Source organism: Pseudomonas sp. ZL2, from assembly GCF_054788455.1.
Genome location: NZ_JBGOGX010000002.1, coordinates 137,549 through 151,192 on the forward strand (window position 1 = coordinate 137,549; position 13,644 = coordinate 151,192).

13 protein-coding genes are annotated in these 13,644 nt (G+C 61.9%); 10 read left to right on the top strand and 3 right to left on the bottom strand.

Going from position 1 to position 13,644, the window contains the following annotated elements; genetic code table 11:
- Positions 1-109 precede the first annotated feature (109 nt).
- Positions 110-2,029 (top strand): ATP-binding cassette domain-containing protein, encoded by a 1,920-nt coding sequence (locus ABM562_RS01990; protein WP_115086074.1) that lies wholly within the window; start codon positions 110-112, stop codon positions 2,027-2,029.
- Between the two features lie 45 nt (positions 2,030-2,074).
- On the opposite strand, the gene ABM562_RS01995 is transcribed toward ABM562_RS01990, so the two are convergent.
- Positions 2,075-2,518, bottom strand: coding sequence for a universal stress protein (locus ABM562_RS01995; RefSeq protein ID WP_115086075.1), 444 nt, complete (start codon positions 2,516-2,518; stop codon positions 2,075-2,077).
- A 109-nt stretch (positions 2,519-2,627) separates the two neighbouring features.
- Here ABM562_RS01995 and ABM562_RS02000 point away from each other — a divergent pair, with 109 nt between their 5' ends.
- The 7 genes from ABM562_RS02000 to ABM562_RS02030 all read left to right on the top strand — a co-directional run bounded on the left by ABM562_RS02000 (position 2,628) and on the right by ABM562_RS02030 (position 10,947).
- Entirely contained in the window at positions 2,628-3,065 is a 438-nt protein-coding gene (locus tag ABM562_RS02000; RefSeq protein WP_115086076.1) for a hypothetical protein, read from the top strand.
- Between the two features lie 483 nt (positions 3,066-3,548).
- A complete protein-coding gene (fadB, locus tag ABM562_RS02005; protein ID WP_115086077.1) occupies positions 3,549-5,696 on the top strand; it encodes a fatty acid oxidation complex subunit alpha FadB in 2,148 nt (715 codons plus the stop codon).
- 31 nt (positions 5,697-5,727) lie between these two features.
- Entirely contained in the window at positions 5,728-6,903 is a 1,176-nt protein-coding gene (fadA, locus tag ABM562_RS02010; protein WP_115086078.1) for an acetyl-CoA C-acyltransferase FadA, read from the top strand.
- 79 nt (positions 6,904-6,982) lie between these two features.
- A complete protein-coding gene (locus tag ABM562_RS02015; protein WP_038999245.1) occupies positions 6,983-7,234 on the top strand; it encodes a DUF1653 domain-containing protein in 252 nt (83 codons plus the stop codon).
- A 100-nt stretch (positions 7,235-7,334) separates the two neighbouring features.
- Positions 7,335-9,947: a type I DNA topoisomerase gene (gene topA, locus ABM562_RS02020; protein WP_115086079.1), complete on the top strand. Its 2,613-nt coding sequence runs from the start codon at positions 7,335-7,337 to the stop codon at positions 9,945-9,947.
- 194 nt (positions 9,948-10,141) lie between these two features.
- Complete coding sequence (locus tag ABM562_RS02025; protein WP_346617085.1) at positions 10,142-10,663, top strand: DUF6586 family protein; 522 nt, start codon at positions 10,142-10,144, stop codon at positions 10,661-10,663.
- Positions 10,664-10,713: 50 nt separating this feature from the next.
- Positions 10,714-10,947: a hypothetical protein gene (locus ABM562_RS02030; protein ID WP_115086081.1), complete on the top strand. Its 234-nt coding sequence runs from the start codon at positions 10,714-10,716 to the stop codon at positions 10,945-10,947.
- A 66-nt stretch (positions 10,948-11,013) separates the two neighbouring features.
- Here the strand turns inward: ABM562_RS02030 and sulA are convergent, their stop codons facing one another.
- Together sulA and lexA are read right to left on the bottom strand one after the other, a co-directional pair.
- Positions 11,014-11,508 (bottom strand): SOS-induced cell division inhibitor SulA, encoded by a 495-nt coding sequence (sulA, locus tag ABM562_RS02035; RefSeq protein ID WP_115086082.1) that lies wholly within the window; start codon positions 11,506-11,508, stop codon positions 11,014-11,016.
- A 10-nt stretch (positions 11,509-11,518) separates the two neighbouring features.
- Positions 11,519-12,127, bottom strand: coding sequence for a transcriptional repressor LexA (gene lexA / locus ABM562_RS02040; RefSeq protein WP_115086083.1), 609 nt, complete (start codon positions 12,125-12,127; stop codon positions 11,519-11,521).
- A gap of 230 nt (positions 12,128-12,357) precedes the next feature.
- Here lexA and ABM562_RS02045 point away from each other — a divergent pair, with 230 nt between their 5' ends.
- Both ABM562_RS02045 and ABM562_RS02050 read left to right on the top strand, forming a co-directional pair.
- Positions 12,358-13,071, top strand: a complete 714-nt coding sequence (locus ABM562_RS02045; RefSeq protein WP_115086084.1) for a TetR/AcrR family transcriptional regulator — start codon at positions 12,358-12,360, stop codon at positions 13,069-13,071.
- Between the two features lie 46 nt (positions 13,072-13,117).
- Entirely contained in the window at positions 13,118-13,642 is a 525-nt protein-coding gene (locus tag ABM562_RS02050; RefSeq protein ID WP_460420637.1) for a L,D-transpeptidase family protein, read from the top strand.
- The last annotated feature ends 2 nt before the right edge of the window (positions 13,643-13,644 follow it).

Consider the following 13,644-nt stretch of genomic DNA (forward strand, 5'->3'; position numbering starts at 1 on the left):
TCTGGTTGTAAAGAAGCGGCCTGTCGTCGGAAGGTGCTGTAGGGCGCGCTGCTTAATGTGAAGCCGGCTCAAGTCGGGTAGAATGCGCGCCCGGTTTTTGGAGAAGATCATGACCCTGCTCAAATTAAGCGATGTGTCCCTTGCGTTCGGCGCCACGCCGTTGTTGGACAAGGTGTCCTGGCAGATCGCCCGTGGTGAGCGGGTGTGCATCATCGGCCGCAACGGCACTGGCAAGTCGAGCATGCTGCGCCTGGTCAAGGGCGATCAGAAGCCTGATGAAGGCGACGTCTGGCGTGCCCCGGGCCTGAAGATTGGCGAGCTGCCGCAAGAATTGCCGGTGGCCGACGGCCGTACCGTGTTCGACGTGGTGGCCGAAGGCCTCGACGGCGTCGGCGCCTTGCTGGCCGAATACCACCACCTGAGCCAGAACATCCATACCGATGCCGACCTGGAAAAGCTCATGCACGTCCAGCACGACCTCGAGTCGCGCGATGGCTGGCGCCTGCAGCAACTGGTCGACAGCACCCTGAGCCGCTTGCAGTTGCCGGCCGACAAGACCCTGGCCGAGCTCTCCGGTGGCTGGCGCCGCCGCGTGCTGCTGGCCCAGGCGCTGGTGTCCGAGCCCGACCTGCTGCTGCTCGATGAACCGACCAACCACCTGGACATCGGCGCCATTGCCTGGCTTGAAGATGCCCTCAGCGGGTTTGGCGGCGCCGTGCTGTTCATCACCCACGACCGTTCCTTCCTGCAGAACCTGGCCACACGCATCCTCGAACTGGACCGCGGCGGCCTGATCGACTGGAACGGCGACTACGCCAGCTTCCTGGTGCACAAGGAAGCAGCGCTGGCGGCCGAAGAAACCGCCAACGCCCTGTTCGACAAGAAGCTGGCCCAGGAAGAAGTGTGGATCCGCCAGGGCATCAAGGCCCGGCGTACCCGTAACGAAGGCCGCGTGCGTGCCCTCAAGGCCCTGCGCGTCGAGCGCAGCGAACGCCGCGAGCGCCAGGGCAAGGCCAACATCATGCTCGATGTCGCGGAGAAATCCGGCAAGCAGGTGATGGTCCTGGAAAACGTCAGCTTCAACCATCCGGGCGGCCCGCAGCTGGTCAAGGACTTCTCCATGGTCCTGCAGCGCGAAGACCGCATCGGCCTGCTCGGCGCCAACGGTACCGGCAAGACCACCTTGCTCAAGCTGATGCTCGGTGATCTTGAGCCCACCAGCGGCAAGGTCGAGTCCGGCACGCGCCTGGAAGTGGCCTATTTCGACCAGCTGCGCCATCAGCTGGACCTGGAAAAAACCGTGATCGACAACTTGGCCGAAGGTCGCGACTTCATCGACATCGATGGCCAGAGCCGTCACGTGCTGAGTTACCTGGGTGACTTCCTGTTCAGCCCGCAGCGCGCCCGGACCCCGGTCAAGGCCCTGTCCGGTGGCGAGCGTGCGCGCCTGTTGCTGGCCAAGCTGTTCAGCAAGCCGGCCAACCTGCTGGTGCTCGACGAACCGACCAACGACCTCGACGTCGAGACCCTCGAGCTGCTCGAAGAAGTGCTGTCGGCGTTCAAGGGTACCGTGCTGATGGTCAGCCACGACCGGGCCTTCCTCGACAACGTGGTGACCAGCACCCTGGTGTTCGAAGGCGAGGGCAAGGTGCGCGAGTACGTCGGTGGTTACCAGGACTGGATCCGCCAGGGCGGTTCGCCGAAGTTGCTCGGTGTAACCGAGAGCAAGTCGGGCAAGTCCGAGCTCAACACCGCTGTGGTCGAGGCCGTGGCGCCTGCGCCGGTAGCGGCAGCAGCGGCTGAAGCACCGAAGAAAAAACTCAGCTACAAGCTGCAGCGCGAACTGGAAACCTTGCCGGGCCAGATCGACGCACTGGAGCAGAAGATGGCGGCGGTGCAGGAAGAGATTTCTGCCCCGGCCTTCTATCAGCGCCCGATCGAGCAAACCAGTGCCGTCCTGGCAAGCCTGGAGAAAATGCAGGCTGAACTGGATGTGCTGGTCGAGCGCTGGGCTGAGCTCGACAGCTGAAGGGCTGGGCCCGGCGCATGAATCTGCGCCGGGCCCGCCAGGGTTTTACTCGGCTTTTTTCTGCAGGCGTACCGCGAGCACATCGCAGGGTGCGCCATGCAGCACGTCGTTGGCGGTAGAGCCCAGCAACAGGGCCAGGCCGTGGCGGCCATGGCTGCCGACCACGATCAGGTCGCACTTCTGGTCCTTGGCCAACTGGTGGATTTCCTGGCGCGGCTGGCCGTAGGTCAGGTGCGAATCGCCGCGGTTGATTTCCGGGTACTTGTTGAACAGGCGTTCCATGCGCTCCTTGGCCTGGTCGAACTGTTGCTGTTGCAGCTGGGACAGGTCCATCGGCACGTCGCCGCCAAAGGCCATGGCCATGGGCTCGACAATGTGTACCAGGGATACCTTGGTACCGGCAGGCGTGGCCAGTTCACGGGCGCGCTTGATGACCGGGTCGCATTCTTCGGTCAGGTCGACGGCAACCAGTATGTGTTCGTAGGGCATGAGAAGCTCTCCTGACAGTCGCGATAGTTAAAGTATGGTCGGTTTCAGGCTGATCGCTTCGAACCCCGGCTAACCAGCTCATTTGCAAAGCTTTATGGGAACAACAGATATGACGGTCTGGGTAGTGGTGTCAATCCTTGCGCTGATTCTCAGCCCCCTGGCCTGGCTGCGTCCTTCGCGCAAGCAGAGCGGCCAGATGGCCCTGCGCATGGAAGCCCGGCGCATGGGCCTGGCCATGCAGCTGGCGCCCCAGGAGTGGCCGCACTGGCTGCCCAAGGAGCCGCCAAGCCCCTGTGCACAGTACCTGCGGCCGCGGCGCCAGGGCCGTAGCGACAGCTGGTGCTACTGGCAAACCACCCCCGGTGTGTGGCTCAATCAGTGGCGCGAGCCCTGCACCGATGCGGTGCATGCCGAGCAGTTGGCGCGCTTGCCGGAGAGCGTCTACAAGGTCGAGGCGGGCCCGCAGATGGTTGCCCTGTACTGGGGTGAGCGGGGCGAAGCGGCTGTATTGCAGGATATTGCCGCGGTGCTCAAGGCCCTGGCCTGATCGCTATCAATAAAAAGCCCGATTCGCAGATCGGGCGGACAGGCCAGGCAGGCCGGCGTAATACTTCATCCCTCCGAGTGTAGCCATCGCGCAGCTATCTGCTGCAAATCTCCTCGCCGATTTCGCGTTGAACGAAGATCGACGCGTGTAAGCCATTGACCACTATCGCGTCACTGAATGGCGCGCCATCACCTGCGCGGCGGTTTGCCACCCTGTCAGCAGAAAATGACCGGAAAGTCGCGTTTTCACGCAGCTTTTGGGTATTTGACAACGGCGATCTTTTCGTTGAATGTGTGCATACCCAAATCAAACGGGCGTATGAATTGAGCGTTTGTATTGTCAGACGGCTCTTACAGAATCCCGACTATCGCGCTGGCGGGTGTGCCTGGAGCAAGGGTTCGGCAGCAACGGCCAAAGGCCGGCCGGCTCTTGCATCAGCGATCGGCGTGTACAGTTCAGCTTCCATATCGTGGAGATCAGTTGATGATTTACGAAGGTAAAGCCATCACGGTTAAGGCTCTTGAAAGCGGCATCGTCGAACTGAAGTTCGACCTCAAGGGTGAGTCCGTCAACAAGTTCAACCGTCTTACCCTGAACGAATTGCGTCAGGCTGTAGACACCATCAAAGCCGACGCATCGATCAAGGGCGTGATTGTCAGCAGTGGCAAGGACGTGTTCATCGTCGGCGCGGACATCACCGAGTTTGTCGATAACTTCAAGCTGCCCGAGGCCGAACTGGTCGCCGGCAACCTGGAAGCCAACCGGATTTTCAGCGATTTCGAAGACCTGGCCGTGCCGACCGTTGCCGCGATCAATGGCATCGCCCTGGGTGGCGGTCTGGAAATGTGCCTGGCTGCGGACTACCGCGTCATGGCCAGCAGCGCCAAGATCGGCCTGCCGGAAGTCAAACTGGGCATCTACCCGGGCTTTGGCGGTACCGTGCGCCTGCCGCGCATCATCGGTGCCGACAACGCTATCGAGTGGATTGCCGCCGGCAAGGAAAACCGTGCTGAAGACGCGCTGAAAGTCGGCGCCGTCGATGCCGTGGTGGTTCCTGAGCTGCTGCAGGCTGCGGCCCTGGACCTGATCAAGCGCGCCATCAGCGGCGAGCTCGACCACAAGGCCAAGCGCCAGCCAAAACTGGAAAAGATCAAGCTCAACGCCATCGAGCAGATGATGTCGTTCGAAACCGCCAAGGGTTTCGTCGCCGGTCAGGCTGGCCCGAACTACCCGGCGCCGGTCGAAGCGATCAAGAGCATCCAGAAGGCCGCCAACTTCGGTCGTGACAAGGCCCTGGAAGTCGAAGCCGCCGGCTTCGCCAAACTGGCCAAGACCTCGGTTGCCGAGAGCCTGATCGGCCTGTTCCTCAACGACCAGGAGCTCAAGCGCAAGGCCAAGGCCCACGACGAAATCGCTCACGACGTGAAGCAGGCCGCCGTGCTCGGCGCCGGCATCATGGGGGGTGGTATTGCCTACCAGTCGGCGGTCAAGGGCACCCCGATCCTGATGAAGGACATCAACGAAGCCGCCATCCAGCTGGGCCTGAACGAGGCTTCCAAGCTGCTCGGCAAGCGCGTTGAGAAGGGCCGCCTGACCCCGGCGAAAATGGCCGAAGCGCTGAATGCGATTCGCCCGACCCTGTCCTACGGCGACTTCGGCAATGTCGACATCGTTGTCGAAGCCGTGGTCGAGAACCCGAAGGTCAAGCAGGCGGTGCTGGCTGAAGTGGAAGGCCAGGTGAAGGAAGGCGCGATCCTGGCTTCCAACACCTCGACCATCTCCATCAACCTGCTGGCCAAGGCGCTCAAGCGTCCGGAAAACTTCGTCGGCATGCACTTCTTCAACCCGGTGCACATGATGCCGCTGGTCGAAGTCATCCGTGGCGAGAAGTCCAGCGAAGTGGCCGTCGCCACCACCGTGGCCTACGCCAAGAAGATGGGCAAGAACCCGATCGTGGTCAACGACTGCCCGGGCTTCCTGGTAAACCGTGTACTGTTCCCGTACTTCGGCGGTTTCGCCAAGCTGGTCAGCGCCGGTGTCGACTTCGTGCGCATCGACAAGATCATGGAAAAATTCGGCTGGCCGATGGGCCCGGCCTACCTGATGGATGTGGTCGGCATCGACACCGGCCACCACGGCCGTGACGTCATGGCCGAAGGCTTCCCGGACCGCATGAAGGATGACCGTCGCTCGGCCATCGACGTGCTCTACGAAGCCAAGCGCCTGGGCCAGAAGAACGGCAAGGGCTTCTATGCCTACGAGACCGACAAGCGCGGCAAGCCGAAGAAAGTCGCTGACGCGGCAGTCCTCGAAGTGCTCAAGCCGATCGTCTACGAGCAGCGTGAAGTCAGCGACGAAGACATCATCAACTGGATGATGATCCCGCTGTGCCTGGAAACCGTTCGTTGCCTGGAAGACGGCATCGTCGACACCGCCGCCGAAGCCGACATGGGCCTGGTCTACGGTATCGGTTTCCCTCCCTTCCGTGGCGGCGCGCTGCGTTACATCGACTCGATCGGTGTAGCCGAATTCGTTGCCCTGGCCGACAAATACGCCGATCTGGGTCCGCTGTATCACCCCACCGCGAAGCTGCGTGAAATGGCCAAAAATGGCCAGAGCTTCTTCGGTTAAGCGCCCAACGATATAGAGCGAGAGTGAATATATGAGCCTGAATCCAAGAGACGTGGTGATTGTCGACTTCGGTCGCACCCCGATGGGCCGCTCCAAGGGTGGCATGCATCGCAATACCCGCGCCGAAGACATGTCCGCGCACCTGATCAGCAAGGTGCTGGAACGCAACACCAAGGTCGACCCGAACGAAGTCGAGGACGTCATCTGGGGCTGCGTCAACCAGACCCTGGAGCAGGGCTGGAACATCGCCCGTATGGCATCCCTGATGACCCAGATCCCGCACACCGCCGCCGGCCAGACCGTCAGCCGTCTGTGCGGCTCGTCGATGAGCGCGCTGCACACCGCCGCGCAGGCGATCATGACCGGCAACGGTGATGTCTTCGTCGTTGGCGGTGTCGAGCACATGGGTCACGTCAGCATGATGCACGGTGTCGACCCGAACCCGCACATGTCGCTGTACGCCGCCAAGGCCTCGGGCATGATGGGCCTGACTGCCGAAATGCTCGGCAAGATGCACGGCATCAGCCGTGAGCAGCAGGACCTGTTCGGCGTGCGTTCGCACCGGCTCGCCCACAAGGCGACGGTCGAAGGCAAGTTCAAGGATGAAATCATCCCGATGCAGGGCTACGACGAGAACGGTTTCCTCAAGGTCTTCGACTACGACGAAACCATTCGCCCGGACACCACCCTGGAAAGCCTGGCTGCCCTCAAGCCTGCTTTCAACCCCAAAGGTGGTACCGTGACTGCCGGTACTTCGTCGCAGATCACCGACGGTGCCTCGTGCATGATCGTCATGTCGGCCCAGCGTGCCCAGGACCTCGGTATCCAGCCTCTGGCGGTGATCCGTTCCATGGCCGTGGCCGGTGTCGACCCGGCAATCATGGGCTACGGTCCGGTGCCGGCGACCCAGAAAGCGCTCAAGCGTGCGGGCCTGTCTATCGCCGATATCGACTTCTTCGAGCTCAACGAAGCCTTCGCCGCACAGGCCCTGCCAGTGCTGAAGGATCTGAAAGTGCTCGACAAGATGGATGAGAAGGTTAACCTGCACGGCGGCGCCATCGCCCTGGGCCATCCTTTCGGTTGCTCCGGTGCGCGGATTTCCGGCACTCTGCTCAACGTCATGAAGCAGAATGGCGGGACCTTCGGCGTTTCGACCATGTGCGTCGGCCTGGGCCAAGGCATCACCACCGTCTTCGAACGCGTTTAACCGTTCGCTGGATGGAAACCGGGGCCTGGTGCCCCGGTTTTTGTTTTTGCAGGAATTTTTTTTCAAGAGGGTGAGCAACATGCAGATACAACCAGGCGTATACCGGCATTACAAGGGGCCTGAGTATCGTGTGTTCGGCGCCGCGCGCCATTCCGAAACCGAGGAATGGGTGGTGTTCTACCAGGCCTTGTACGGTGAATTCGGCCTTTGGGTGCGACCGCTTTCGATGTTTCTCGAGTCGGTCGAGGTTGACGGCGAGCAAGTGCCGCGCTTTGCTTTGGTCAAGGCTGAAACCGGGCTGATTTCCGGGTCCGAAGCCAAGGGTGGCTAAAGCCCCGCGCTTGACCTCACTCTGTTGCCACTATATATAGCGGTGCCGCGTCAGGTACCTGCCGTGTTTTTATTTTCAGTATTCAGGAATTTTCCGATCCATGGGCAAATCGCTGGTCATTGTGGAATCCCCGGCTAAGGCCAAGACCATCAACAAGTACCTGGGCAGCCAGTACGTGGTGAAGTCGAGTATCGGCCATATCCGAGACCTGCCCACCAGCGGTTCGGCCAGCGCCAGCAAGGAGCCTGCCGCCAAGCGCGGCAAGGCCGCCGCGGGCGAGGCGCCGGCCCTGTCGCCGAAAGAGAAGGCGCGCAAGCAGCTGGTCGCGCGCATGGGTGTCGACCCTGACCACGGCTGGAAAGCCAAGTACGAGATTCTCCCGGGCAAGGAGAAGGTCATCGACGAGCTGCGTCGCCTGGCCAAGGATGCCGACACCATCTATCTCGCAACCGACTTGGATCGCGAGGGGGAAGCCATTGCCTGGCACCTGCGCGAAGCCATCGGTGGTGACGACAGCCGCTACAAGCGCGTGGTGTTCAACGAAATCACCAAGAAAGCCATCCAGGAAGCGTTCTCGCAGCCTGGCGAGCTGGATATCGACCGGGTCAACGCCCAGCAGGCGCGACGCTTCCTCGATCGCGTGGTGGGCTACATGGTCTCGCCACTGCTGTGGGCCAAGATCGCCCGCGGCCTGTCCGCCGGCCGTGTGCAGTCGGTGGCGGTGAAGCTGGTGGTCGAGCGTGAGCGCGAGATCCGTGCCTTCATCCCTGAAGAGTACTGGGAAGTGCACGCCGACCTGGGCACTGCCAAGGACGCCAAGGTGCGTTTCGAGGTGGCCCGCGAGAACGGCGAAGCCTTCAAGCCGCTGAACGAAGCCCAGGCCATGGCAGCGCTGGCGCAGCTCAAGTCGTCCAGCTACACCGTGGCCAAGCGTGAGGACCGTCCGACCAGCAGCAAGCCGTCGGCGCCGTTCATCACCTCGACCCTGCAGCAGGCCGCGAGCAACCGCCTGGGCTTCGGCGTAAAGAAAACCATGATGATGGCCCAGCGTCTGTACGAAGCCGGCTACATCACCTACATGCGTACCGACTCGACCAACCTCTCGGTCGATGCGGTAGAAATGGCCCGCAGCTACATCGAAACCGAGTTCGGCAAGAAGTACCTGCCCGAAGCGCCGATCGTCTACGGCAGCAAAGAGGGTGCCCAGGAAGCGCACGAAGCGATTCGTCCATCCGACGTCAACACCCATCCGACCAAGCTCAGCGGCATGGAGCGCGATGCCGAGCGTCTGTACGAGCTGATCTGGCGTCAATTCCTGGCCTGTCAGATGCCACCGGCGCAGTACCTGTCGACCACCGTCAGCGTCACCGCAGGCAACTTCGAGCTGCGTGCCAAGGGCCGTATCCTCAAGTTCGACGGTTACACCCGCGTGCTGCCGCAACAGAGCAAGCCGGGCGATGACGATGTGCTGCCGGAAATGAACCAGGGCGAAGTGCTCAAGCTGATCCAGATCGACCCAAGCCAGCATTTCACCAAGCCACCAGCGCGTTACTCCGAAGCCAGCCTGGTCAAGGAGATGGAAAAACGCGGTATCGGTCGTCCTTCGACTTATGCTGCGATCATCTCGACCATTCAGGATCGCGGTTATGTGACCCTGCACAACCGCCGCTTCTACTCCGAGAAGATGGGCGACATCGTCACCGAGCGCCTGTCCGAGAGCTTCTCCAACCTGATGGACTACGGCTTCACTGCCGGCATGGAAGAGAACCTCGATGACGTGGCCCAGGGCGAGCGCGACTGGAAAAACGTGCTGGACGAGTTCTATGGCGACTTCAGCAACAAGCTGAAGCTGGCCGAAGACGGCGAGAAGGGCATGCGTGCCAACCAGCCGACCTTGACCAACATTGCCTGCAAGGAATGTGGCCGGCCGATGATGATCCGCACCGCCTCCACCGGCGTGTTCCTTGGCTGTTCGGGCTACAGCCTGCCGCCCAAAGAGCGCTGCAAGGCCACCGTCAACCTGGTCCCGGGCGATGAAATCGCGGCCGACGACGAGGGTGAATCGGAATCGCGGGTGCTGCTCAACAAGCACCGTTGCCCGATCTGCTCGACAGCCATGGATGCTTACCTGCTCGACGAGAAGCGCAAGCTGCACATCTGCGGTAACAACCCGGACTGCACCGGCTATGAAATCGAAGAGGGCAACTACCGCATCAAGGGCTATGAAGGGCCGAGCCTGGAATGTGACAAGTGCGGTAGCGAGATGCAGCTCAAGACCGGCCGTTTCGGCAAGTTCTTCGGTTGCACCAACGCCGAGTGCAAGAACACCCGCAAGCTGCTCAAGAGCGGCGAGGCGGCGCCGCCGAAGATGGATGCGGTGAAGATGCCGGAGCTCAAGTGCGAGAAAGTCAACGACACCTACGTGTTGCGTGACGGCGCTTCGGGGTTGTTCCTGGCTGCCAGTCAGTTCCCGAAAAACCGCGAGACCCGCGCACCGCTGGTGATCGAGATCATCCCGCACAAGGACGAGATCGATCCGAAGTACCACTTCCTCTGCGAAGCGCCGAAGAAAGACCCGGACGGTCGCCCGGCGGTGATCCGCTACAGCCGCAAGACCAAGGAGCAGTACGTGCAGACCGAGGTTGATGGCAAGCCGACTGGCTGGCGTGCGTTCTACGACGGCAATGCCTGGAAGGTCGAAGACAAGCGCTGATTGAGCTTGGGGCCGCTGTTCGCGGCCCATCGCCGGCAAGGCCGGCTCCCACAGGGAGTGCAATCGCCGCCGACTCTGTGGGAGCCGGCCTTGCCGGCGATCGACCGCAAAGCGGTCGCCACCTAGACTTGCAGTAGGGCGGGGCAATCCGTGACACTCACAGACCGCCTTGCAGCCTTTCGGAGGGCACCCAGATGGCCCAGGAACTCTACACCCGCACCAACCAGAAGATTTTCTTCGCAGGCCTGGCCCTCGAAGCCCTTGGCAAGGCGCAGGAGAGCCGGGCCATGAATGCCCAGGCGCTGATCCAGGCCGAGCGTGAATCGGCGCTGTTCCACCTCTACGGCGCGCTGTTGGGCTTATGTCACGAGATTGCCGGGTTTTACCGCTTACCCCAGGCGGGCGCTCCCCGTGCCGAGCTGCTGCTCACCCGCGAAGTCCTTGAAACCATCGCCATCCCGGAAATGGCCGAACTGGTGGAACTGGCCGAACAACGCGAAACCTGGCTGGCGCAACTGCTCAGCGCTTATGCCGATTTGTTCCGACCGCCGGTCGCGAAAAAAGCGCCAAAAACCGACGTTACCCAGCCGCTGATCCAGGCGGTGAGCCTCGATGAACCCGAGGCGCCAGCGCTGTCGCGTGAAGAGCTGGAAAGCTGGCGGCAGAATCTCAAGGGCCTCACGGTTCGTTTTCGTGAAGGCTTGAGTGAGTGCTGATTGGGGCGGTGGCTGGTACAATGCCGGCCTTTCGTGGAGAACAGCCCTTTATGCCAACGTCCTTTCTAGAAATTGTCGAGTTGCCTGATGGCCGGATCGAGCTGCGCCGCGCCGAGGACGAGGGTTCGTTGGTAACCCTGGATTTCTCCGAGGACGCCAAAGCCTTTTTGCAAGGTCAGCACGTGGAAGTGGCCAAGGCCATGCTCAGTGTTGGCGTGCAGATGGCTGGCAAGCTGGTAGAAGGCGAGATCGATCGCGATGAAGGGCCGCGAGTCCTGCACTGATCGCCTGTGCGGCTTCCTCGTCCTGAGGAAGCCTGGCGAAATCAACTGTTGAAACAGACCTGAGTATCAGCCGAGGCGGATGTTCAGGCTTTGTGCGTCTCCGGCGCGAGCTGCATTGCTCAGTTGCTGGCGGGCGCTGCTGCTGACGGTGTTGAGCCAGCTGACCACGGTGTGGCTACGGCCCAGGCGCAGGGCGTCGCAGGCCAGTTGCAGTGCGCTCTGGTTGCCGCGTGGTTGCAGCAGCAGGATGCGCTCACGGTTCAGGCCGGCCTCGCGCAGCCAGGCCTGGGTCAGGCTGGCGGGTGGGGCGATCAGGGTTAGCCAGCGGGCGTCATGTTCTTCGCTCAACTCGCTCAGTTCACGCAGCATCGGGGCCAGCAGGCTCTGGCAGCTACCCAGTGCGCCACGCAAAGACAGCTCGCTGAAAACCTGGGCCGCGCCGGGGTGGGGCGCAGGCTTGGCGTTTTTCAGTCCGGGCAGCACCGGCTGGGCCAGGAATGCTTCGAACAGTGGCAATTGTGCTTGCAGCGGTACGTTCTGTGACGCAGGGGGAAACTGCATGATGCCTCCTTTACCGGCGTATGACGCCGACACTCAAGCCCTCGATCACCAGCTCCTGGTCTTTCAGGTTGACTTCGATGGGGGCGAATTCGGGGTTCTCGGCAATCAGCCAGACCTTGCTGCCTTCGCGCTTGAAGCGCTTGACCGTGACTTCATCGCCAATTCGGGCAACGACGATCTGGCCGTTACGGGCTTCGCGGCAGGTGTGTACGGCCAGCAGGTCGCCGTCGACGATGCCGACGTCCTTCATGCTCATGCCGTGAACGCGCAGCAGGTAGTCGGCGCGGGGGTTGAAGAACGCCGGGTTGATGTTGCAGGATTCTTCGATGTGTTGCTGGGCGAGGATCGGCGCACCGGCTGCCACCCGGCCGATGATCGGCAGGCCGCTGTCGTCGGGCTTGGCTTCGAAGCCGGGGATGCGAATGCCCCGTGACGCCCCCGGGGTCATTTCGATCGCACCCTTGCGGGCCAGGGCCTTGAGGTGTTCCTCGGCGGCGTTGGGCGACTTGAAGCCCAGTTCCTGGGCGATTTCCGCGCGGGTCGGCGGGAAGCCGTTGTCTTCCAGGCAGCGTTTGATAAAAGCCAGAATCTCAGCTTGGCGTGGCGTCAGTTTTAGCATGTCGATCGCTCTGTCTTTTTATACAGTGACTGGGATTATATACAGTGGGTGGCAAGCTGCAAGCGCCAAGCTTCAAGAAACGGCGCATGGGCGCTCCTGCAGCTTGCAGCTTGTGGCTTGCAGCTATGGTTTAATACGTGACCGCATGGCCGCAAAACGGCTGCACGGACTTGACAAAACACCGCTTTGAAACGTATGTTTCAAACAAGTGTTTGTCAGGCGGAGTAGTCATGGCCCAGTCGGAAACCGTAGAACGCATTCTCGATGCTGCCGAGCAGCTGTTCGCGGAAAAAGGTTTTGCCGAAACCTCATTACGGCTGATCACCAGCAAGGCCGGCGTCAACCTGGCTGCGGTGAACTACCACTTCGGTTCGAAGAAGGCCCTTATTCAGGCGGTCTTCTCGCGCTTCCTCGGGCCTTTCTGCGCGAGCCTTGAGCGCGAGCTGGAGCGCCGCCAGGCGCGCCCCGAACAAAAGCCCACCCTTGAAGAGCTGCTGGAGATGCTGGTTGAGCAGGCGCTGGTGGTGCAGCCACGCAGCGGCAATGACCTGTCGATCTTCATGCGCCTGCTGGGCCTGGCCTTCAGCCAGAGCCAGGGCCACCTGCGGCGTTACCTTGAAGACATGTACGGCAAGGTGTTCCGCCGCTACATGCTGCTGGTCAACGAAGCCGCACCGCGTATTCCGCCGATCGAGTTGTTCTGGCGCGTGCATTTCATGCTCGGCGCCGCGGCGTTCAGCATGTCCGGGATCAAGGCGTTGCGCGCCATTGCCGAAACCGATTTCGGCATCAATACCTCGATCGAACAGGTCATGCGCCTGATGGTGCCGTTCCTGGCCGCCGGCATGCGCGCCGACAGTGGCGTCACCGACGAGGCCATGGCTGCCGCGCAACTGCGCCCACGCAGCAAGTCCGGCAGCACCCCGGTCGCCGCCAAGGCCTGATGTCACGGCTGGGCGCGGCGAGCCGCATCGGCTAAGCTAGCGCCCCATGGCCAGTCTCGATTTCCTGCACATTTCCCTCGCTGATCAACGCCTTTATGGGTTCGCCCAGGGGCAGTTGCGCCTGCGTCTTGAGGTGTCCACCGCGCGCAACGGTGCCGGTGAGCTCAAAGGTTCGGGCTGCACGCCGCGTGGGCGCCATCAGGTGCGCGCCAAGATCGGTGCCGGCCTGGCGCAAGGCGCGGTGTTGCGAGGTCGACGCTGGACCGGCGAAACCTGGTCGCCTGAACTGCACGAACAATTTCCCGGTCGCGACTGGATCCTCACGCGCATACTCTGGCTCAGCGGTTGTGAGCCGGGCATCAATCGCCTGGGGCCGGTCGACACCTTTCGTCGTTACATCTACCTGCATGGCACTCCCGATAGTGAACCTATGGGCGTGCCGTTGTCCCATGGCTGCGTGCGCTTGCGCAACGCCGACCTGCTGAGCCTGTTCGACCAGGTGCCGGTGCATTGCCCGGTGCAGATCGACGAAGCCGCATGCCCCCAATGGGCTCACATCAGCGTCAACTGAAG